Source organism: Candidatus Viridilinea mediisalina, assembly GCF_002532535.1.
GTDB lineage: Bacteria > Chloroflexota > Chloroflexia > Chloroflexales > Chloroflexaceae > Viridilinea > Viridilinea mediisalina.
The window spans coordinates 48,469-70,874 of the sequence record NZ_NQWI01000015.1 but is presented as its reverse complement, the minus strand read 5'-3'; the positions used below and the strand labels follow the sequence as shown (position 1 = coordinate 70,874).

Genomic DNA, 22,406 nt, shown 5'->3' with positions numbered 1-22,406 from the left:
CGCAGGCATCGTAGTGCCGACGTTAGTCGGCTGAGGTCTTTGGCAGCGATGGGAGCCGACTAACGTCGGCACTACCTACGGCAACGAACCCATATTTCTGTCTTTGGATGTTCGTACTTAGCCATGCTACAATCAAGCATGGCATCCGGCAATCTTAGCCAACGAAAGGCGGCACTGCGTCGGGGGGAGTATGTATCATGATCACTTTACCATGATCATGCCCATTCATGGGGCTGTGTGAAGAAGTTGACATCCAATTGCGCGTGATTCCCCCTTGCACAATTTTGCAAGGGGGGCTAGATTCTTTAGGGATGATTTGTTATTCTACTGGAGGCGGGTATGCGTCTATTGATCACTGGTGGGGCGGGCTTTCTTGGTTCACACCTCTGTGATCGCTTCTTGGCCGAAGGCCATGAGGTGATTGCCATGGACAATCTGATTACGGGCACCACCGACAATATCGCCCATTTGGCTGGTCATCCGCGCTTCAGTTTTATTTTCCATGATGTTACCAACTACATCTATGTAGCCGGGCCGCTGGATGCTATTCTGCACTTTGCCTCGCCCGCTTCGCCGATTGACTATTTGGAGTTGCCCATCCAGACGCTGAAAGTAGGCGCACTCGGCACCCATAAGGCGCTTGGTCTGGCCAAACACAAAGGGGCACGCTTTCTACTCGCGTCAACCTCAGAGGTCTATGGTGATCCGCAGATCCACCCGCAACCCGAAACCTATTATGGCCACGTTAATCCAGTGGGGCCGCGCGGCGTCTATGATGAAGCCAAGCGTTTTGCTGAGGCAATGACCATGGCGTATCATACCTACCATGGGGTCGAGACGCGCATTGTGCGTATCTTCAACACCTTTGGCCCACGCATGCGTCTGCGCGATGGCCGTGTGGTGCCCAATTTCATTGCCCAAGCGATCAAAGGGGAACCCTTGACCGCCTATGGCGATGGCTTGCAGACGCGCTCTTTCCAGTATGTTAGTGATCTGATCGAAGGCATCTACCGCCTGCTCCAGTCCGATGAAACTGGCCCGGTGAATATTGGCAATCCCGGTGAGTTTACGATCAAAGAGTTTGCCGAGTTGGTCAATGAGTTGACTGGCAATAAAGCAGGGATTGTCTATAAAGACCTGCGTACCAAAGATGATCCGCAGGTACGGCAACCGGATAATAGTAAAGCGAAAAGGATCTTAGGATGGGAACCCAAGGTGAGCTTGCGGGAAGGCTTGCAACTCACCATTCCTTGGTTCCGCGAAGAGCTACAGCGCCGTGGCGAAATCTAGGTGTCTGGGATAGTTCATAGCCACGTTACTGTTTGCGAGGACGCGAGGACGCGAGGACGCGAAGCCCTCGCCTCACGCATCCTCGCCTCACGCATCCTCGCAAGCGTGAAAAGCGCCCTTACCGCTTTAAGGTATATTATGCAAGAATTTACTCCACGCCAACTCGATCCCAAAGCCGAGCGCATGTTAGCCATCTTTGCCGAACAGCGTTTTCGGCGCTCGCAGAGCAATCAGCGCCTGCGCGCACGTATGCTGGTCTGGTCTATTCGGACGAAGGTGGTGCGAAGCCTCAAGCGTACCTTGGATGTTACGGTGGCCAGTGCGGCCCTGGTGGCCAGTGCGCCCCTGATGGCAGCAACCGCCCTCGCGATCAAACTGGAGTCGCCGGGGCCGATCATCTTTCGCCAGATTCGGGTGGGTAAAGATGGCGAACACTTCTACTGCTACAAGTTTCGCTCGATGTACGTTGATGCAGAAGTGCGCCGCGCTGAATTGCTGGCGCTCAACGAATCTGATGGGCCGGTCTTTAAGATCAAGCGCGACCCCCGCATAACGCGAGTGGGGCGATTTATTCGCAAACTGAGCATTGATGAGCTCCCCCAGTTAGTCAATGTCTTGAAGGGCGAGATGAGCCTAGTTGGCCCGCGACCGGCTATTCCGAGTGAGGTAGAGCGTTACACCTTCGACCAGATTGCCCGCCTGCGCGCCATGCCGGGGATCACGGGTCTGCAACAGGTGAGTGGCCGCAGTAATCTTGATTTTAAGCGCTGGATTGAGTTAGATCTTCAATACATTGCCGAGCAGAGTATCTGGAAAGACTTGGAGATTCTGCTCAAGACCGTTCCGGCAGTGCTGTCGAGTCGTGGGGCATACTAAACGCAGCCTTAGATTCTGTCTGATAAAGTCTATGGTTTGGCGTTGGAGTGCCGGCTTCAGCCGGCTAAAGCCGGCACTCCAGCGTGCGCCCCCCGGCTTTTCAGACAGTTTCTTAGCATATTATGGTGGTACAAGCATGCGCAAACTCCTCGTGGTATTAGGTGTTCCTATTGACAACCTTACGATGGACGAGGCATTAGCGCGTTGTGACGAGTTCATCAGCGATGGACGAGCAACTGGGCGCACCTACCAAATTGCCACGGTGAATGCCGATTTTGTGGTCAACTCGTTGCACGATCCCGAGTTGCAGCGTATTCTGCAAGAGGCCGACATGTCTACTGCCGATGGCATGCCCCTCGTCTGGGGTTCGCGGCTCTTGGGAGGGGCCTTGCCTGGGCGGGTTACGGGGGCCGATATGGTACCTGCCTTAGCACGCCGCGCTGCTGAGAAGGGCTACTCGATCTTCTTCTTGGGGGCTAGGCCCGGCGTTGCGGCCAAAGCGGCAGCGTTGCTGCAGCAACGCAACCCTGGGCTCAAGGTGGCGGGGGTCTATTCCCCGCCGCCCGCTTCACTCTTTGAGATGGATCGCACCGCGTTGGATTTGATTACACAGGCACAACCCGATATTTTGCTGGTGGCTTTTGGCAATCCTAAGCAGGAGAAGTGGATTCGCATGCATGCACCTGAATTGCCCGTGCCCTTGGCAATCGGGATTGGCGGTACGCTCGATATGATCGTTGGCGTTACGCGGCGTGCGCCCCCCTGGATGCAGCAGGTGGGCCTCGAATGGCTCTACCGCATGGCTCAAGAGCCACGGCGGCTCTTCAAACGCTACCTGCACGACTTTGCCTACTTTGGCTACTTTTTCTTGCAGCAGTGGTGGGCCATGCGGCGCGGCACAGCGATCAGTATGGTTCCCTTGGAAGCACCAAGTGAACCAGTGGCCCAGCCGGTTGCCCCCGTTGTGCCTGAACCTGAGCCTGAACCACTGCCACCGCCTGTCACTCCTACCAACGCTCCGGCCCCAGATGCTCCACCTGAAGCAACAGCATCTGCGCCAAGCTTGACGGTGTTGCAGCCCCAAGGGCGGCTTGATGTGACCAATAGCCGCCAATTTGCCGATACCATGCGCTTGGCGCTCACCACCAACCCGTATTTGGCCATTAGCCTTAAGGCGGTCACGTTCCTTGATAGTACCGCACTCGGTACCCTCGTGGCACTGTCCAATCAGGCGCGTAGTGCCGATGGAGCCCTCTATCTGATTGAGGTGCCGCCGCAGATCAATCGCCTCATTTCGTTGGTGCGGCTCAACAACTTTTTTGAGATATTGGATGATGCGGCGAGTGCCGAAGCACGGCTGCGTGAAGGTAATCAGCCTACGAAACCACTGGCTACGAGTGCCGGGTGGGTGGTGGCGAAAGCTCCCCGCCTCTTTGATGCCGAGACAGCGCCCAACTTTGTTGAACACTGTAGCAACCGGATTGATCATGCTACCCACATGATTATTGATCTCCAAGAGACAATCTTCTTGGCTAGTGCAGGCATGGCGGCGTTGCTCAAGCTTGATCGCATGCTGCGCGAACATGGCGGCTTGCTGCGGATCACTGGCTGCTCGCCAGAAGTGCTGCGTACCTTCAAGCTCGTGAGACTCGATACCGTACTCACCATTGTTGAAACGATGGATCAAGCCATGCAGCCCCCATCGAAGAGTACCAAAGATGGTCGCTCATTGATCCTGCCAGCCCAACAATGAGTTTATCCTAAAAGCTTAAGACAAGTCTATGCAAGCGATCATCCTCGCGACCGATGAAGCGAGCCAGTTGCCACCATTGACCGACACGTTGGCTGCGCCAATGCTGCCCATTGTGGATCGTCCGGTTATGGCAACGACGATTGAGATTTTAGCGCGATCTGACGTTAAAAGAATTATCGTCAGTGTGTACGCCCGCGAGAATCAGATTACGACCTATTTTGGTAGCGGTCGTCGTTGGGGAGTCGAACTCAAGTATGTCTTCCAGCGCCAGGCGCTTGGTTCAGCGGGGAGCCTGCGTTGGGCCAGTGGGTTGCTCAAAGAGACTTTTTTGGTTCTGCCGGGTGAGCAATTGTGTGATCTCGCCATTGCCGAAGCGTTGCGCTTTCACCAAAGCCATGGTGGTAGCGCAACTGCCATTTTGCACGGTATCCCTAGCGCGTATAATGGGCCATGTGCTGAACTCGACGACGCTGGACGGATACGTGAGCTCAGAGCCATCCAGTCTGGGCTGGCCTACACGGGCGCGTTTATCTTTGAGCCAAGCATCCTGCGGAGTATCCCCCATGATTGCCCAATGACGATCATCGATCAACTCTTGCCCGAGTTGCAGCAGTGCGGCACGGTAATCTATGGCTACCCGATGCAAGGCTATTGGAATCCACTGAATAGTTTGGCTGCCTTCCAGACCGCCCAGGAGGTCTACCTGCAGAGCGCATACGCCGCCCAGATGTCAGAGCATGGTGGGATGGGGCATGGCGTGCAACTGCGCTATCCGTCACTTGATGCGCGTTCGATTGCGCCCGGCATCTGGGTAGGCACGGATCACTCGATCCATCCAACTGCGCTGTTAGCCCCACCGCTCTATTTGGGTGATAATACCTGGATTGGGCGTGAAGTTGAACTGGGGCCGCAAACTATCCTTGGTAGTAATGTTGTCATTGATGATGAAGCAACGGTGTACCATAGCACCATCCTCTGCAATACCTATGTAGGCTGCCTCGTAGCCGTAGATCGCAAGGTGGTTACCCCTACAACGATTAGTGATCCGATTACAGCGGATACAACAACGATAGTTGATCCTTTTTTGATCTCACCAATACAAAACATTCAGAGTGAGCAGCAGGTTGAACGTGGACAGATCAGCAAGTTGCTTGCTGCCAGTCTGCTGCTCCTCTTCAGTCCGCTGCTGTTGCTCATGAGCTTCATCGGCTTGCTTGCCAACCGGGGGCGTTTGCTTATCCGCGAAACCTATGTTGGGGGGCGGGTGAGCCCAAGCAGTGATGAGTTGTTCCATTTCGAGCGTCTGCATTTTCGTACCCGCCATGCCGATGGGCGTTACGTGTTAGGCGGGCGTTGGATCGAACGTTGGGAATTGCACCGCATCCCCGAACTGGTGAATGTCTGGCGGGGTGAACTGGCGTTTGTTGGCGTTAAACCGCTACGTCCAGAGGAGATTGCCCATATGAATGAAACATGGTGCCAGCAGCGCCATGAATCTGCCGCTGGCATCACTGGACTCTGGTACATAGATATTGATCCCGCCAGCGATTTAGAGACCGTAGTCGTAACTGACGTATACTATACGGCAACACGAAGCCGTGGCCGTGATCTGCTCATTCTGTTACGTACACCTATCGTTTGGTTCAAGCGTAGCCAACAACGAGGCACCGCAGCCGATCACGTGACCAACACCATGGGTAATAGGTAATACCAATTACTGTTGAACATGTTGCATCATCAATAATGATACACCTTATTGGGACGCTATGTTCGGCAAGCAACAAGCAACAATCTGAAATGGTATACACGATGATCGCACCCATGCAGATAAGGAGCCGCCTCGTGAAGACTCAAGAACCAGAGATCGTTAGGTTTGAACTTCCAGCCCGTTATACCTATCTGCACCTCTTGAGTGATTGTATTGCCGATATGCTTCAGCTTGTGGAAGATGTTGTCGAGATTGAGGCGGTGATCTATAATATCCAACTTGCTGTCCATGAGGCTTGCACCAACATTATTAACCATGCCTACAATCATAAATCAAATGAGACTATTCATGTTACCATGACCTTGACCTTTGATCCGCCTCAACTGACGGTTGAACTTCAAGATCGCGGTAACCCCTTCGATAGTGCAACCTATACTTCTCCCAACCTTGAAGAAGTACAAGTCCATGGGTACGGGCTTTTTTTGATCAACAATCTGATGGATACCGTAACCTACACGTCTACACCAGGCCGCAATGAGTGGTGCTTGGTGAAGAATGTAACCGCGTAATTATTACGGTTTACCATAGTTAAGGAGCAGAGCCTTGAGGAACATTTGTGTTGTTGGTACTGGCTATGTTGGACTGACCACCGGGGTCTGTTTTGCCGACCTCGGTAATACGGTCAGGTGTGTTGAGATCAACGCTGAGAAGTTGGACATGTTACGCAACGGGAAGTCGCCCATCTACGAGCCAGGGCTAGAGGAGTTGCAAGAGCGCAATATGCGCGCCGGGCGGCTCATCTTTACCGACGACTACGCCGAGGGCTTGGCCGATGCGGAGTTGATCTTTATCACGGTCGGCACACCGATGGGTGACGATGGGGCCGCTGATCTGAGTTATGTTGAAGCGGCAGCCCGTAGCATCGGCCAGAATCTGAAGCATGAAGCGATTATCATTGATAAGAGTACGGTACCAGTCGGTACGGGCGATATGGTCTTTGGCATTATTGGTGAACACGCCCAGCCCGGCATGAATTTTGCGGTTGTCTCGAATCCTGAGTTTCTCCGTGAAGGCAGTGCGCTCAGCGATTTCTTTAATCCTGATCGCATTGTGCTTGGCTCAACCGACCAGAAAGCCGCCGAGAAGGTGGCGGAACTGCATGCCCCCTTGGGTGCGCCGATTATCATTACCGACCTACGCACCGCCGAGATGATTAAGTATGCCTCGAATGCGTTCTTGGCCACCCGTATTTCGTTCATCAATGAGATCGCTCAGATCTGTGAGCGTCTTGGCGCTGATGTGCGTGAAGTTGCCCGTGGTATGGGCGCCGATAAGCGCATTGGCCCCCACTTCCTCGATGCTGGCGTGGGCTACGGTGGCTCCTGCTTCCCCAAGGATGTTTTGGCTTTGCACCATATGGCCGCTTCGGCTGGTTGCCACCCGCAATTGCTCCAAGCCGTCATGGACATCAATCAGTCGGCCCGTGATCGCTTTGTCGAGAAGGTGCGGATTCTGCTTGGCGAACTCAACGGCACCTGTGTGGGCGTCTTGGGCCTCTCGTTCAAGCCCAACACCGATGACATCCGCGAAGCACCGAGTATTGACATTATTCGGGCGCTCCAAGCCCAAGGGGTGCGGATTAAAGCCTATGATCCCGTCTCTATGGAGAATGCGGGCGAACTTATGCCCGAGGTGACCTTCTGCGCTACCGCTTACGATGTCGCCAAAGAGGCCGATGCCCTCCTGCTGATCACCGAGTGGAACGAGTTCAAGCAACTCAACTGGGAGAAGATCCAGAGCTTTATGCGCCGCCCCATTGTGATTGATGGGCGCAACCTCTACGATCCCGATGAGATGACGGCGCGCGGCTTTACCTATTGGGGCGTCGGGCGTGGGGTGCAGCATACCCATGCCAGTGAGCCGAGCGATCCCGTTTCGGTGTAATGCCTGCGTTTTTTGTTCCGTGTTGGCGGCGCAAGCGCCAACACGGAACAAAAAACGGGCTTTGGGGCATGATACCAATTACCCTATCAAGAACACTAACGCCCATTGGGACGCCATATGCGGCAATCTACAATCTACAATCTACAATCTACAATCTGCAATCGTAAATGGTATTAGCCCCTACCCAAGCTGCAAGGTCACATAGACAATCACCAAAAACAGCCCACCACCAAGCAAGCCATACTCCATGATCATCCGTTGCTGCAAGCGTCCCGCAGCAAGGTGTTGCAGTAAGCTCACCATCAGGTAGAAGCAGACCAACAGCACCGTCCCGGCAATGAGAAAGGTGGTGGCCCAGTAGTTTAAGGCCCAGGTTGCCTGAGCCAAGAGCAGACCCACGAGCACACTTAGCAGCAGATCTTGGCTGCGGGTAGGTGTCGTCAGCAGTGCGTAGGCGAGCAGGGTTCCGCTGACACCTACCATACTCGCTGAATAGAGCGTGCGGTAGCCCGTGTAGTAGATGGCACTGAAGACGCCAAAGGCCAAGAGATAGCCCAAGGCTTGCAGTACCAACTGGGCCCGTTGGTTCAGTTCGGCATTGCGGTCGAGGCTGTAGTGTTGGGCGACTAAGACCGCCAAAAGCGACCCGCCTGCCGCCACGAGGGCTAAGGCAAACGCTGCACCCTCCCATGCGTCACTAAAGAGGCGAAAGAAGGCGAATGAGCCAATCACGCTGAACGAAGGCAAGATCCAGAAGCTGGGAACCACTTCAAAACGTACCACCCCAAAGTTGAGTTGGGGCAATGTCCGATACTGCATCTGCGGATGCCCCCGTGCCAACAAATCGGCCCCTGCACTCGTGATCACCGCTAACGCCCCAATCAGAAACCACGAAAGCCCAATGGTCGGGAGATCACCACCAAGTACAATCCGTAATGTATTGGGATTGGTGTCAATCAAAAAGATGACCGCCAACCCGATCAGGATTACAAAAATCAATGAGACAATTCGTTCAAAACGAGGTAACGGAGCTGCCTTGAGCATAGGTCTATCCTGTTGATATGGTTGTACCACACCGGCGGGGGCGTGGGGGCGGCTCTGCCGCCAATACGAACGAGCATGGGGCGTAGCCCCAACCGACCATACGAGTTGCAAGGTTGCGCCTTGCAACTAGTATACCAAAAAGAGTTGACACAGTGGCTTGAACGTGCTATATTTTTCAATGTAAAGGAATTATATTGAAACTTCCAACAATTGCTGCTGCCGAGCAGATCTCGGCAACGTGTGTGCCATTGGTATGATCCCAGCAACTGCTATTGGCACTAAGTCGTCAGGATGATGCGCCATGAGTGTGCAATCTAACCTTCCACCCAGCGAACAACCCAGCCCTGAACTGGAGGCGTATAGTCTATTACGCCAGATCAACTCGATGATGGAGATGTACAATCGCTACGATCTGCGTAGCGAAGAGTTGACAATTCCCCAGTTCATGATTCTCAACTATGCAACCACTGAGGGAGTTCCGTTGAGTGAAATCAGTACGCGCATGCTCTGTGATAATAGCAACCTCACAGGCATTGTTGACCGAATGATCAGCAAGGGCTATGTTGAGCGTCGTCCTGATCCCCAAGATCGCCGGGTAAGTCTGATCTGTCTGACTAGCGCTGGGGCTGAGAAGCTCCGGCGGATTAAGCCACGCCACCACGCCCGCGTTAGTCGCCGTATGCGTTCCCTCTCTGAAACTCAAGTCCAAGAGCTGCGTGGCTTGCTGCAACAGCTCTATGTCGGCTTGCAGCTTCCCGCAGAACCTGACGATAGAGATACCGAGGATTGAACCACAGAGGCACCGAGGGCACAGAGGATAGGATGGAGGTTGCCATTCCATACACCGCTCTGTGTTCTCGGTGCCTCTGTGGTGAATAACTCTGCATCTCTTCAAAAACTCTCCAATAGGCATTATTGCTCAGGCCAGTCTGCGCCTAACACCAGCACAATGGTCGCCTCAGGGCTTGCGCCTTGGGGCGGCGGTGCATGGATCAGTTCGACGCCGAGTTGCCGAGCGAGCCGCCGCGCTGTTGCGGGGCTGTTGCCCACATGGTAGATGCGCGTTGTGGCCGTTGGTAGCGCATTGCCAGGGGGTAAGAGCCTGAAGTTGGCGTTTTCTAAATCGAGGCTGACTTCCCGCGCAAGGCCAGCCGTGTTGGTGCCGTTGAGGACGTGAACCAATGCCTGTTCATTGGCTTCGCGGGGCGGGTGTTGCCATTGCTCAAGCAGCGCTTGGACTGCCGCAGGCTCGTAGATCAGGTTGGTGCCGTTGGTATAGGCGATCTCGTTGGGGCCAAGGGCAAATTGGCCGAGCTCGCTAGGATCAAGGCTTGCGCCAAGCAGCATGAGGCTCAACAGGACATCGGGGCGCGCCAGGGGCAGGGTGGTCTGCAAGGGCCGCACAGCTTCTGGTGTGCCGTCTAGGGCGCGCAAGAGGGCCGGGATGCTCCGCAGTTGGCCCAAGAGCCCGTGGGTGCGGAGTTCGTGCATAATTGCCTGCACCACTTGCTGTTGGCGTGCAACCCGCCCAAAGTCGCTATCGGGGTGGCGCGTGCGTGCATAGATCAATGCGGTCGCGCCATCCATGCGCTGCGGCCCCGGCTGAAACTCGACCAACATGGTGCCAAAATCCTCGGTAGGATAGGCTTCATCGCGCAGGTAGCGCGGTACATCTATGGTAATGCCGCCCAGGGCGTCAATCAGGGTGGCAAAACCGGCAAAATTGACCGTCGCGGTATAGTCTACCGCCATGCCACGCGCTTCTAGTTGCAGTAGGCTTTCGACCACCTCGGCACTGAGGGCCATGCCGCCTTGGTGGGGCGTTGCGCTGGTGCCGTAGAGCTGTGGGGCGGCAACATAGCCTTGACTATAGGCCGCATTGATTTTGGTCTGCCCCAAGCCTACCTGTGGAATGTTCACTTCGCTATCACGCGGCAACGAAAAGAGCGCCACCCAACGCCCCATGCCATCAAGCCGCACGAGCATAAGCGTATCGCTCCGCACCCCCTCATGGGGCTGATCGGGGCGCTCGTCGGTGCCAATTAGCAGCAGGTTTGCGCCGAAGAGGGGCGATGCTTGGGCCTGATGGGGGCGTACATCTTCAACGGTAAGTATCGCTGCCAGCCGCTGTACCTGCCAGTAGAAGAAGCCTGCACCAAGCAGCAGCAGTGCCCCTACAACGAGCAGCAACAGACGCAGACGCGCCCACAGCGAGCGCCGGGGCCGTCGTGATTGGGCCGGGCGTGAACGTCTGGCTTGGGCTGGGAATTGGTTATGCATATTGTAGATTGTAGATTGTAGATTGTAGATTGTAGATTGCCGAACATGACGTTCCAATGGGCTTTAGCGTTCTTGATAATGCGGCATGCTCAAGGGTAATTGGTATTGCTTCCTACTTCCTGCTTCCTGCTTCCTACTTCCTGCTTCCTGCTTCCTACTTCCTGCTTCCTGCTTCCTGCTTCCTGCTTCCTACTTCCTACTTCCTACTTCCTACTTCCTGCTTCCTACTTCCTACTTCCTACTTCCTACTTCCTACTTCACTACTTCCTACTTCCTACTTCCTACTTCCTACTTCCTACTTCCTACTTCCTACTTCCTACTCCTCAAAGCCGTAGCTCTCTAGCTTGAGGACACGGCTGTTTTCGGTGACGGTACGTACAACGTGATCGGGGGCGCCTTCGGGTAGTTCGGCGGCAATTTCGAGGCTTACATGCACCTTGGCACCGGGAAGTCCGGCAAGGTGTTGCAGAATCTCGGCGGCGATGTTGCTCGCTTCGGTGGCAACTTTGAGCGTGTTGAGCCGGGCTGAGCCGTAGTAGCGCCGCATGCGTCGTGGGCGTACTGCTGGGTTGGGGGCAGCCGCAACGGAGGAGCTATAGCCTGTTGCACCAATCCGAGCTTCGGCAGAAGGTTCGCCCGGTGCGCTTGCGGTGGGGTAGCCTTCTGCGTGCTGCTGTTGCGCCGCTTCTGCGTTGCGGCGCGCCGCTTCGTCGGCAGCAATCTGGCGCTGTACCGCTGCGGGCTTAACGATGACGCCATGCTCGTCGAGAGGGATGCTGCGCCCCTCGGCATAGATCAGCCCTTGGTAGCGCCCACTCGCTTCGTCGTAGCGTTCCGCATAAGCGAAGCTCTCCGTCTCCCAAGTGAGCATGCTGAGCCCCTGGCTGATGGCCCCTAGCAGCACGTCGGTCGCTTTGAGACGCGGTAGGTAGAGGTAGGACGCAAAGTAGTCGGCGAGTTGTTTGACCGCGACATGATCGCCCTGCCAGAGTGGGATGCGATCCAGTTCCAAACGTAGGGGGATGCCGCCGAACTTGGGGATGAGTTGCCCGTTGTGTTGCATGCGCTTGCTCGTGCGTAGGATGATCGGGTCGGAACCTTGTAAGCGCATTTCGTCCCATTCAATGGGGGCAAAGGGATCGGGCTTCTGGTCGCTGCCTTTGCCCTGGATGGGTACGAGTAGCCAGATGTAGGTTTCGGGAATGCGCCCCTTGATCGTCTCGTCGGCCTGTTTGCAGCGTGTCTCGCTCTGACGGCGCTGGAAGGCGTCAAGGTTGAGCGTTTCCGCCTCCGCTTCAATCGAGCGCCAGGCGAGGTATTCGCGGGTGGCTTGAACCAGTTCGGCAAGCCGGGTGGTGTCAGGGGCGAGGAAGGCCAACATGTTTTTGTAGCGTCGCGGTGCGCTGCCGCGCAGATCGAGAATCTGTTGCGCCTGCGTGCGTGCAGCGGAGTTGGCCTGTTTACTGGCGCTGATGTGGGGGTGCTGTGGCCCTAAGACAACCAGACGCACTTCGCGTTCGTCTTGCACGTCGCCGCTCGAACTGGGCGCGAGGTGTACGCCGCAGAATTCACCGCGTAGGGCCGGGTTTTGACGGTGACTGTTGAGCTCTTCGCGGATGCGCCGCAGGATTTCATCTTCGATCATGTCTTCGCGCTGCTGCTCGGCGCGATCCTGGGCAAGCCGATTCACGCTAGGCTGGGTCGAGAACCAGTAGCGTTGGCCGTTTTCGTAGAGGTGGGTAGCGCCACCAATCAGCCGCCGCAGCGCATCGCCAAAGACGCTGACCGTTTCGCCGGGTTGTACACATCCAAGTTTGATCGCACGATCCTCAAGCCCTTTGTTGGCCGCCCGCAAGGTTGGCGCCGAGCCAAGGTAGAGCGTGCGCGCCACGCGGCGCGTAGCCGAGTAGCGCCCAAGGTTGGGGTTGTCGCGGTCTATGCGGAGCGGCAACGAATTGGGGCCGTCTACGTCCTTTTCGATCACCGGCACCCACGGATCATCCAAGTAGCGCGTCAATTCAAAGTTGACCGCCCCGTTGTCTACTGGCACCGAGGCGGGCATGATCAGCAGCGAGCGATCTTGGCGCTCCCAGAGCGAGTGGATGACGGCGGCCATGAGGCGCAGTACGCCCCGGGTGCGCTGGAACTTGTCGAGGCTGGCCCAGTCGTTAAAGAGCCGATCAAAGAGTTCGGGGTGAATCGGATAGGCCGCGAGCATGCGCCGCTCATAGTCCGCTTCACGCACATCGGCAGGAAATTCGCTGCTGTTGCTGCGGTAAAGATCGCCATAGGCCCGGATTACCGCGTCGCGCTGCGGAAAGAGACTTGGATCGGCGATGGGCTGGAAGAGGCGACGACGCACAATCTCGAAGCCCTCCTCCGAGCTGGCCGGACGCCACGAAGACTCAAGGCGTGCAAAGGTGTTACGCAGACGGGTCAACGCTTCCCGGCCCCCTTCGCCGCCAATCTCAATGTCCGAGGCGGGCAACGAGGCCACAATGAGTACATGAGGCACCGCCTTGACCGCTTCGGTCATGGCTTGGGCAAAGGTGAGGTTGGCATCAAAGCTGCCCGCCGGTAGCCCATTGATGCCGTAGAGCTGACGGACAAAGGCGACCCACTCGTCAATCAGTACCAGACAGGGCGCAGCGAGATCAAAGAGTTGCCGCAGGGCGTCTGAGCCAGGGTTAACCCCCGCCCGGTCGGCTTCGGCGACGAGGGCGTAGCCCCGCTTGCCCAGCAATTGATAGGCCATTTCGCCCCAAAGTGTTCCCACTTCTGTCCCATCGGGCTTGGTGCTACGCTTGGCCGCCGCGAGGGCGGTGCCCACCAAGACGGCGCGGCGGACCGTGGGTAGGTGGGTGATGCCGGTATCGCGCAAGACCACATCCATACCTGCCAGTTCTGCCGGAGCGACGCCGCCGCAGAGGTGGTAGAGCGCCAGCATCGAGTGGGTCTTACCACCGCCAAAGTTGGTCTGAAGTTCCACCACCGGATCGCCCGCGTGCGAAGTCAAACGTTTCAAGGCATTGGTCAGCAAAATCCGCAGCCCCTCAGTCAAATAGGTACGCTGAAAAAACTGATGAGGATCGCGATACTCAAGGCTCCCTTCGCCACGATACACCTGGCCCAGATCAGCAGCAAATTCAGCCTGCTGATAGCGCCCCCCGGCCACATCGGGATGGGGCATGACCACATCGCGCCAAGGGCGCAAACCGGCTGCCGTAACGGCATTGATGGGCGCAGTGGTAGCCCGTTTCTGCTCACGCTTCACCTGCTCATCAAAGCGGGCGCGCAACACCTCCTGCTTCTTGCGATCAATCTCCTTCGCCTGATCGGGCGCACCCACAGCGAGCAACAACCGCTGAATGCTATCAAAGGCCCGATAGGTATCATCAAGCGTAAAGCCATGCTGATGCGCCCAGCGATTACGAATATCGCGGCACTCATGGATCAACGTGCGGTCGGCATTCCCCAACTGCCGCCGAAAAACCTGATCCCAATGGCCAATCATCACCCCAAGAATAGCCGTCGTATCCCAATTACTACTACGCCCACCCTGGCGCTCACTCAAATGCCCACGCACCGTCTCATCCCACGTATCGCCGTAGGCACTCTGCAACTCGCGTTCAAAGAAGGGCCGAAGGCCAGCATTCAGTAACTCAAGGGCTTTGCCGACGCGCTCGTGGTTGGAGGTGGCCATGGAGGACTCCTTATTTTATAATGGAAGAAAGATTACATTGTTTTTGATATCTGATTCAGTGCCGATTTGAACAATCATGCTCAAAATAATCCTCGTTGAATACGAATACGCTCATGTAAAGTGGTTTGCGGAGTCTGTGTGCGAATCTGATCCACTAAAGCTAGACGCTGTTTAATATCCTGATCAAGCTCTTCTTGATGGTCAGCATAGTAGGCAAGTGCAGAGTAGATCTGTCCGAGTGAAAGATAGGGAAACTGAAAGTGTAGCTCTTCGGCACTCCAGCCATTTGCCTGTTTTTCAAGTACCAATTCGATAACCTTCATTGTAGTACCTACAATAAGAGGCGTCTGTTCTTGGGTAAGCACGATATGTTCATAGCGGGTTTCTACTATGATCATGGCGAAAATCCTTTCAGGTTGACAATTATACATGTCATGATTGATGATGATTCGTTTGTTTTACGTAAAACTTCTTCGCACTAATAAAAGACGTAAACGCTGTTCAAAACAACTCCGCTTGCACGGTGCCTCCCCGCCGCGCTTCCGCCGCGAGGTGGGCGATCTCTGTCCAACTGATGATGAGGCTGTTGTAGGCCAGGGCTTCGCTGGCCCATTTTTTGCGCTCGCAGGTGGTGTAGAGCCGGTAGGCGAGGTCGCGGGCGATGGCGGCGGTGTCGCTTGGCAGTGCCGCCAGCAGCGCGGCGGCCCCCGTTTCGCCCCCTTTGTCGAGTGCGTGAACCAGGTGTTGCGTTGCGTGCCAGACGGTGATGCGCCGCTCGTGCGCGATGTTCCAGGTGGCCGGGAGTTCGCTGCGGCTGATTAGGCGCACGTTGCCGCTCCGTGCGACGATGATGCCCGCTTCGACCATGCCCGCTACGGAGCTGTTTTTGGCTTTGCTGAGGGTTTCGGCGACACCGTACTGCCCCTCTTCAAATTGGTACTGCTCGAACCACGCAATGGCCCAGCGCGTCTCGTTGTCGTAGTCGCCCTCTTGTTCGGCCAATACTTCGTCGAGTGCGGCGTTGATCAGTTGGAGCGCCGTGCGGACGCGCATGGGGGTGCCGTCCGCCTCCAAGACCGCGTTGTGGCGCGAGTAGATCGCCATGCCAGGGCCAATCGAGGCTTGGGCGAGGTCTACCGGCGCGATGTTGGCGCGCTGGAGCGCCCGCAACGCATCCGGTAGTTCGCGGCGGAGCGCACGGATAAATGCTAAACGGCTGGTACTCGGGGCATCACTGGGTCGCGGGCGACAGACGAGGACGATGGAGGTGGCGAGGGCGTTGCTGCCGATGCCGCGCATGCGATTGCTTAATTCGGTACGCATCGGCCATGTGCCATTGATCGCCAAGCCCGCTTGTACCAAACCCTCCAGCATGGTCTCCCAGCCGGTCGAAGAGGATACGCCATTGCCTGCCTGTTCGCCATCCGGCACCTCATCTTCGCTCTCGGCCTGCTTGAAGGCGTAGTAGACGGTGAGCGGATAAGCGGGGTTCTGCACTGCTCGGATGCGCTCAAAGACCTTGCGGAGCCCCGCTTCAAAGAAGTGTTGTGCTGCCTCGCGCCCGCCGTGGCGGAAGGGTTCGGCGACCAGTTCGGCGGCCTTGGGCACCAGCATGGTGCTAAAGAGTTCCGGGTAGACCCCGCGCAATGCGCCACGGAGCCAGACGTAGAAGAAGTCGCTGAGATCGGCGTAGGGTACGTTGTCGTAGTAGGGTGGATCGGTGGAGATGATAACTGTTTGATTATTTGATGCAACTTCAGCGGCATCTTTTTGATTTACTTTGCCCATTTTTGTTGCTGGGGTTTGATCTAGGGCTTTGATTAAATTACCAAGACTTATATTATAATCTCCAGCCGCGTTTGCAAATAAACTGTTCTCACCAAAATCCCACAACATGGAAATAGCATGACGAGTAAAAAGATGTCTAACCTGTGTTTTTGTATTTTCCCAACAACACAAAGCATTAGAAATGTCGCTAAGTCTACTCACACCCAACGCCAAATAGGTCGCCACCGCATCAGCATAGGCACTGGCCGTAGCGGCGTCCAGTCCGGCTTCCTCGGCATCGTGCCGCACCCGCTCGCGCGCTTCGCCCACGAGATCGCTGAAGGTCGTCAGGGCCACGAGTTGGCGTGGGGTGAAGAGATCACGATGCATCGTCAAGCCATAATTTTGCACCCGAAAGCCGAGCGCCTGCTCAGGCAAATCCGTCTCTGGGGCCCAGGCGGGCGTGGCACTGGCCGCGATCTGCTCATGGGCGGCATTGGGCGGCAGGTAGATGCGCTCGCGTTTGCCCTCAGCGACAATCGCCAGCATCTGAGCGCCCATGCGCCCGGCGCGGCCCTCGCTACGCACATAATCGAGGCCCACCGGCGTCTCACAGCAGAGACAGCGCGCCCCCTTGCGCCCAACCGTCGCCTCGGGCGGTGTGGCGCTATCCGCTTGGATCGTGAAACGCACGCGGGGCGGCGTAGTGCGCTCGATCACCGGCGCAACCCACGCCTCCTTGCCCTTCTTTTTCGACAAGGCAAACGAGCGCACCAGCGGCATCTGGGCGCCACAGGCCGGATTGGGGCATGTGACCGTGCGCGCCCAGAGCCACGCAATCACCGTCGCCTCGCCGCCGCCATAGGCTTTGGGTAGCGCCACTTTGGGATAGAGGTGGCCAATCCGCCGCTCGGCCTCAGCACGCATCCACTGACCATAGGAGCGCACATCGGCGGCTAGGCCGGCAGGGCCTTTGTAGGAAATAGAGGGGAGGAAATAGGAAGTAGGGGTTGGGCCTCCTGGCTTATGTTCGCCTACTTGCCCTCTCCCTCTTCGCGACGACGGCGGCGCATCGTCGTCAGGATACGCCCCACCTCGTTCATCAAGCGATGCAGTTCCTCCGTCTCCTTCACCGGAAACCATCCTATCTGCTCGCAGAGCATCAGTAGCGTCTCCAATTCCGCCAGCGAGCCCTGGGCCACAGCTAGAAACTGCGCCTTCTCCCGACTCGATTCGCGTGCCCATCCCTCCGCAATGTTCGCCGGAACGGAGACTGCTGCCCGTGTAATCTGCGAACGCATTCCGTAGGTCTCCTCGCGTGGCAGATGGGGAACGAGGCGATAGACCTCCCGTGCTATGCTCATCGCCTTCTGCCACACAATTAACTCCTTGAAATGCATCATCTTCCCCCCTATTTCCTAACCCCTCCCCCCTATTTCCTCTCTCCTCTTTCCTATTTCCTAACCCCTCCCCCCTATTTCCTCTCTCCTCTTTCCTATTTCCTCCCCCCTCCCCCCTATTTCCTCTCTCCTCTTTCCTATTTCCTAACCCCACGGGTGGCAGATTCGCAAACGTGGGTGGCAGTTCAATCAGCGCCTTATTGATCAAGACGGCAACGGGGTTGAGGTCGCTGGCGTGGGCTTCAAGGCCGAGGCGCTGGGCCTCCAGCGGAATGGAGCCACCACCAGCAAAGGGATCATAGACGGGCGGCGGATTGCCGTTGGTGGCCGCAAGGATGAGGCGGTGGGCGGTCGCAAGCACCCGCTCATCGTTACTACTCTCCCACTGCACCAGCAGCTTAATGAAACGGAAGAGGCGCTGGCGGCGCTGTTCGGCAAGGGGCAACCTGGCCCAATCGGGCAAGGCGGGGGCCGGGAGGAGATCAATCTCGGCCAACAGCGCCTCCGGCACACCCTCTTGGTCGGGATCATCAATGAGTGACGCAAAGAGCACCGCGCGGCATGCGGCCAACGGGCGGCGCGCCCACCAGAGGTGCAGCGTCGAAGGGTGACCATGGCGGATTGACTTTTCGCGGGCCGAGGCCGCGTTAATATCATCCAGCGGCAGCGCAACCTCAATGAGCTTCTTGGTGGGCATGGTGAATCCTATGGTGGATTGTAGATTTTAGATTTTAGATTTTAGATTTTAGATTGTACCATTTTTTCCCTTAGGGATGGTTTCAGGATACTTGACCGTTTGCGCCATAGGTAGTGCCGACTTTAGTCGGCTTCCCATCGCTGCCAAAGACCTCAGCCGACTAAAGTCGGCACTACGATGCCCGCCCATGGACTATTCAGCATGACAGGCTGCTGGGATACGTAACAATTTCTGCTTCCCTAAAGCCGGCACTCCAACGTGTGCCCACTAGCTTTTCAGACAGCCTCTTATACCAACTACCCTTGAACATGCCGCATAATCAAGAACGCGAAAGCCCATTGGAACGCCATGTTCGGCAATCTGCAATCTACAATCTACAATCTACAATCTACAATCTCCTCCCCCATAGCCCACAAATCATCCCAGTTGTAATTGACACTCTCAGCAAACGCTTCTGGCTCACGGGTAAAGGGGCGGCGCACGTAGCGCAGGGTCGGGCTGCCGCCTGCGGTTGGGGCTGGAATGGCAACGAGAGCGAGGATGAACTCGTCTGGTTTGTTGAGTGCCGTGAGAATCTCGTTGCGGCTTACGGTGACGGTGCTTGCTCCCACGCTACGCCCCTTCACTTCGATGAAGCGGAGCTGACCAGTCGCAGGGATACGTGATTCGATGTCGTAGCCTACTTTAGCTCCACTCACGTCGCGGGGCTGAAAACCAAGCGCCTGCTCGCTCTGCATGACCAGAGCCATGGCGCTGAGTTCGATCCGCCGCCGCGCTTCGGGGCTGCTGCCGTCGGGGCTGGTTGTTGCGGTGCCTAACCATTGGGTAATCAGGCCAACCGGAATGATCAACGCTCGTGCCAGCAGCGTTGGCGCACTAGCGACAACGTGGCGCTCTTGCTCCAATTCCGCTTGACGCTGGCGCAGGCGCTCCTGAAGTTCATCCGCCCGCCGTTCGGCTACCAGCGCATGCATGCGTGGACGCTTGCCCGCCCGCTCTTGTTCACGGTACTTCACCGCCTGACTGTTCCAGTAGATAATCTCCTTGGTGAGCCGCTCTTGCACCGCCTGCAATGTCTTCGTGACCAGCGCATCGCGGCGTTGACGCACGGTGGCAAGGTGATCCGCAGCCATGGAGGCTTGAAGCGTATGTATCGTAGCCTCTAGCTTGTGCGCATCGAAAGCCGGAGATTGAGCCAAAAGCAGCGCCTGCTCCGACGGCGTGGCACTACGGTAGTCCAGATGCGGCGCATAGCCTGCGGGGCGGGCCGCGCCCGTCGTGTCAACTTCTACACATTGGAGTTGCTGCGCCACGATGCGCTGCTCGCCATTGGGCAATGGACGGGCCTCCTGGATGCGATGTTCCATAATCAAGAGCATCCGTGGCAGCGTGGAAGTGTCGGCTGGATCGATCAGCAAAGCCCCCTGCTGCAACAGATCACCCGAGCGGGCGAGTAGCGCCGCTAGGGTCGCTTCGAGCAGGGGATGGCCTGGTGCAAGCAGGGCAGCCTCGGGCTGGCCCCGTACCAAGCGCAACTCCTTGCTAAAGGTCACCCGTGCGTACCGTTGGGCTACCGGACTCTTACCCACTGCGTCTGGTTGGCGTAACAGCGGCGGCACATAGGTCAACTCATAGCGCCCCCGCTCCCGCTCATAGTACCTGCCGCCCAACTGCTGAAAGGCCGTCAGAAAGAACGCACCGATAAAATAGGGTTGAAGGCGGCGCGCTTCGGCCCGTTCCAAATCCTCACGCAGGGCAAATACCTGAGCCACATCCAGACTCGCGTGGGCCAACGCTCGTTGCTGCAACAATGCACGCAGTTGCTCACGATCCAGCGTCGTCTCTACCGTCTGGCTCAAGCGTGCCCGCACCTCAGGCTGATCGCCATAGCGCACCGCCTCAACCAGCAGATCGCGCAGTGGGCGGTTCTGGAAACTCAGACGGCCCAACACATCAAAGACCTGGCCACCAAGTGCGCTGCGTTCAACCTCCAGCTTTTGCAGCAAACGGGCATAGACCTCACCCTCGCGGGTTTCGTGGGCCACAAGGTTCCAGAGATGGCACACCTCAGTCTGACCAATGCGATGGATGCGCCCAAAACGCTGCTCCAGCCGGTTGGGATTCCAGGGCAGATCGTAATTGACCATCAGGTGGGCATGTTGCAGATTGATCCCCTCGCCAGCCGCATCGGTAGCCACCAGAATCTGCACGGCAGGATCAAACGCAAAAGCCTCCTCAACCGCTTGGCGTTCACGGCGATCCATCGTGCCGCAGATGCTCACCACCGCCTCAGCGCGGCCCAACAGCGTCGTGATGCGCTCAGTGAGGTAGTGCAGCGTTGCAAGATGTTCGGTAAAGACAACCAACTTTGGGCGTTGGTGGCCAGCCGTAGCAGGCGTGGGGATCACGAGTTCGCTAACCAGCGCACGCAACTGCTCCCACTTCTTATCCGTGCCACTGCGGCAAAGTTGGGCCGCAAGCGCCTCCAGATCGGCGAGTAGCGCAAGCTCACGCAGCAACTCATCAATCGTCCGCGCAGCGGTCGCTTGGTCGAGGAACTGCGCTTCTGGGCTCTCGAATTCATACTCGTTCGCCTCATCAAGCTCTTCGTCATCAAGTGGCACCGTGGATTGCTGGAAACTCAGCAGCGGATGGGGGCTGTCATGGCTATGCCCCGTCCCAAGCAAACGCGCTTCGGCCAGACGCTGCTCCAAGCGCTTACGGCGGCGATGCAGCGACTGGAAGATCGCAGCGGGCGACGAGGCGAGCCGGCGTTGCAGCATAGTCAGCGCAAAGCCAATCGTTCCCCGCTGCCCACGTTCGAGCGCATCAGCCCGATTGAACTCTTGACGCACATAGTGCGACACCTGTTCGTAGAGCTCCTGTTCTTCTGCCGAAAGCGCATAGGGCACGGTTGTGGCAATCCGTTCCGGGAAGAGCGGCCTACCCTCAAAGGTAAGCAACTGCTCCTTGGTCAGCCGCCGCATCAAATCGGAGACATCGGCAGTATGCACGCCATCACGAAAGCGCCCCGCAAAGCGGTCGGGATCGAGCAACGCCAGAAAGAGCTGAAAATCCTCCTCCTTGCCATTATGGGGCGTCGCGGTCAGCAGCAAGAGGTGGCGCGTACTGGCACCCAAGCGTTGTGCGGCGCGGTAGCGGCGGGTATAGCGCACCTCACCCCCAAAGAAGGAAGCCGCAAGCTTATGCGCCTCATCAAAGATCACCAAGTCCCATGCAACGGCACAGAGCTGCGCTTGGAACGCCTCATTGCGCGCCAACTGATCCAAGCGCACAATCCAGAACTGCGGTCGAGTCGGCGTACTCGGCATGGCCGCAACATCCACAGAAGCAGCGTCAATCAATGCAAACGGCAACTGAAAGCGCAATGCTAACTCCGTTTGCCACTGCGCCACAAGGGCACCAGGCGCAACGATCAGACAATGCTGCACATCGCCACGGATGTGCAACTCCTTGGTAAAGAGCCCCGCCATAATCGTCTTACCCGCACCGGGATCATCGGCAAGCAGATAGCGCAACGGCTGACGTGGCAGCAACTCCTCATAGACCGCCGTAAGCTGATGGGGCAGCGGATCAACCAGCGACATACTCACCGCAAGCAGAGGGTCGCAGAGGTGCGCACGGCGGATGCGCTGGGCCTCAACCGCCAAGCGAAACGCCTCGCCATCGTTGGATAGCAAGTCGCGGGTAGTAATATGGCACCAATTACTATTGAACATTTCACATAATCATTTGGTACATGGCCAATGCCGTCTCTTCTCCGTAGGGGCAAAGAAATTTCTCAAGAAACTTTTTCAAGTGGTGATGCGTATATACCATAGAGTGTGAGACTCATCCGACAACGCCCAGTAACTTGCGCACATTTGGTCTGTTGGCAACCAAGCCGCTAGAACGGGCCAAAAACCCTCATGGGGGAGGTTTTG

15 protein-coding genes and 1 pseudogene are annotated in these 22,406 nt (G+C 56.9%); 8 read left to right on the top strand and 8 right to left on the bottom strand.

Annotated elements, in window-relative coordinates; genetic code table 11:
* Positions 1-339 precede the first annotated feature (339 nt).
* From CJ255_RS05455 to CJ255_RS05430, 6 genes are all read left to right on the top strand, one after another.
* A complete protein-coding gene (locus CJ255_RS05455; protein ID WP_097643081.1) occupies positions 340-1,290 on the top strand; it encodes a UDP-glucuronic acid decarboxylase family protein in 951 nt (316 codons plus the stop codon).
* 138 nt (positions 1,291-1,428) lie between these two features.
* Positions 1,429-2,166, top strand: a complete 738-nt coding sequence (locus CJ255_RS05450; protein ID WP_097643080.1) for an exopolysaccharide biosynthesis polyprenyl glycosylphosphotransferase — start codon at positions 1,429-1,431, stop codon at positions 2,164-2,166.
* Positions 2,167-2,302: 136 nt separating this feature from the next.
* On the top strand, positions 2,303-3,919 hold the full coding sequence (locus CJ255_RS05445) for a WecB/TagA/CpsF family glycosyltransferase (RefSeq protein WP_097643079.1): 1,617 nt from the start codon (positions 2,303-2,305) through the stop codon (positions 3,917-3,919).
* A gap of 28 nt (positions 3,920-3,947) precedes the next feature.
* Positions 3,948-5,627, top strand: coding sequence for a sugar phosphate nucleotidyltransferase (locus CJ255_RS05440; RefSeq protein ID WP_097643078.1), 1,680 nt, complete (start codon positions 3,948-3,950; stop codon positions 5,625-5,627).
* Positions 5,628-5,761: 134 nt separating this feature from the next.
* Positions 5,762-6,196 (top strand): ATP-binding protein, encoded by a 435-nt coding sequence (locus CJ255_RS05435; protein ID WP_245863207.1) that lies wholly within the window; start codon positions 5,762-5,764, stop codon positions 6,194-6,196.
* A gap of 34 nt (positions 6,197-6,230) precedes the next feature.
* Positions 6,231-7,571 carry a UDP-glucose dehydrogenase family protein gene (locus tag CJ255_RS05430; protein ID WP_097643077.1) on the top strand — a complete coding sequence of 447 codons (1,341 nt, stop codon included), beginning with the start codon at positions 6,231-6,233 and terminating at the stop codon, positions 7,569-7,571.
* 180 nt (positions 7,572-7,751) lie between these two features.
* Here the strand turns inward: CJ255_RS05430 and CJ255_RS05425 are convergent, their stop codons facing one another.
* Entirely contained in the window at positions 7,752-8,615 is an 864-nt protein-coding gene (locus tag CJ255_RS05425; protein WP_097643076.1) for a DUF5656 family protein, read from the bottom strand.
* A gap of 301 nt (positions 8,616-8,916) precedes the next feature.
* Here CJ255_RS05425 and CJ255_RS05420 point away from each other — a divergent pair, with 301 nt between their 5' ends.
* Positions 8,917-9,405, top strand: a complete 489-nt coding sequence (locus CJ255_RS05420; RefSeq protein ID WP_097643075.1) for a MarR family winged helix-turn-helix transcriptional regulator — start codon at positions 8,917-8,919, stop codon at positions 9,403-9,405.
* A 122-nt stretch (positions 9,406-9,527) separates the two neighbouring features.
* Here the strand turns inward: CJ255_RS05420 and CJ255_RS05415 are convergent, their stop codons facing one another.
* The 5 genes from CJ255_RS05415 to CJ255_RS24360 all read right to left on the bottom strand — a co-directional run bounded on the left by CJ255_RS05415 (position 9,528) and on the right by CJ255_RS24360 (position 17,768).
* Positions 9,528-10,952: an LCP family protein gene (locus CJ255_RS05415; protein WP_124681824.1), complete on the bottom strand. Its 1,425-nt coding sequence runs from the start codon at positions 10,950-10,952 to the stop codon at positions 9,528-9,530.
* 259 nt (positions 10,953-11,211) lie between these two features.
* Complete coding sequence (locus tag CJ255_RS05405) at positions 11,212-14,598, bottom strand: Swt1 family HEPN domain-containing protein (protein WP_097643072.1); 3,387 nt, start codon at positions 14,596-14,598, stop codon at positions 11,212-11,214.
* Between the two features lie 80 nt (positions 14,599-14,678).
* Positions 14,679-14,996 carry a DUF433 domain-containing protein gene (locus tag CJ255_RS05400; RefSeq protein ID WP_097643071.1) on the bottom strand — a complete coding sequence of 106 codons (318 nt, stop codon included), beginning with the start codon at positions 14,994-14,996 and terminating at the stop codon, positions 14,679-14,681.
* 103 nt (positions 14,997-15,099) lie between these two features.
* On the bottom strand, positions 15,100-17,313 hold the full coding sequence (locus CJ255_RS23360) for a DUF1156 domain-containing protein (RefSeq protein WP_165774576.1): 2,214 nt from the start codon (positions 17,311-17,313) through the stop codon (positions 15,100-15,102).
* Positions 17,314-17,399: 86 nt separating this feature from the next.
* Positions 17,400-17,768: a four helix bundle protein gene (locus CJ255_RS24360; RefSeq protein ID WP_097643066.1), complete on the bottom strand. Its 369-nt coding sequence runs from the start codon at positions 17,766-17,768 to the stop codon at positions 17,400-17,402.
* Positions 17,769-18,000: 232 nt separating this feature from the next.
* Here CJ255_RS24360 and CJ255_RS24355 point away from each other — a divergent pair, with 232 nt between their 5' ends.
* On the top strand, positions 18,001-18,306 hold the full coding sequence (locus CJ255_RS24355; protein ID WP_245863208.1) for a hypothetical protein: 306 nt from the start codon (positions 18,001-18,003) through the stop codon (positions 18,304-18,306).
* A gap of 30 nt (positions 18,307-18,336) precedes the next feature.
* Here CJ255_RS24355 and CJ255_RS24350 read toward each other — a convergent pair.
* Positions 18,337-18,462: pseudogene (locus tag CJ255_RS24350) on the bottom strand (DUF1156 domain-containing protein); the annotation flags it as partial.
* A 374-nt stretch (positions 18,463-18,836) separates the two neighbouring features.
* Positions 18,837-22,202, bottom strand: a complete 3,366-nt coding sequence (locus CJ255_RS05365; RefSeq protein ID WP_097643065.1) for a helicase-related protein — start codon at positions 22,200-22,202, stop codon at positions 18,837-18,839.
* Positions 22,203-22,406: the final 204 nt, after the last annotated feature.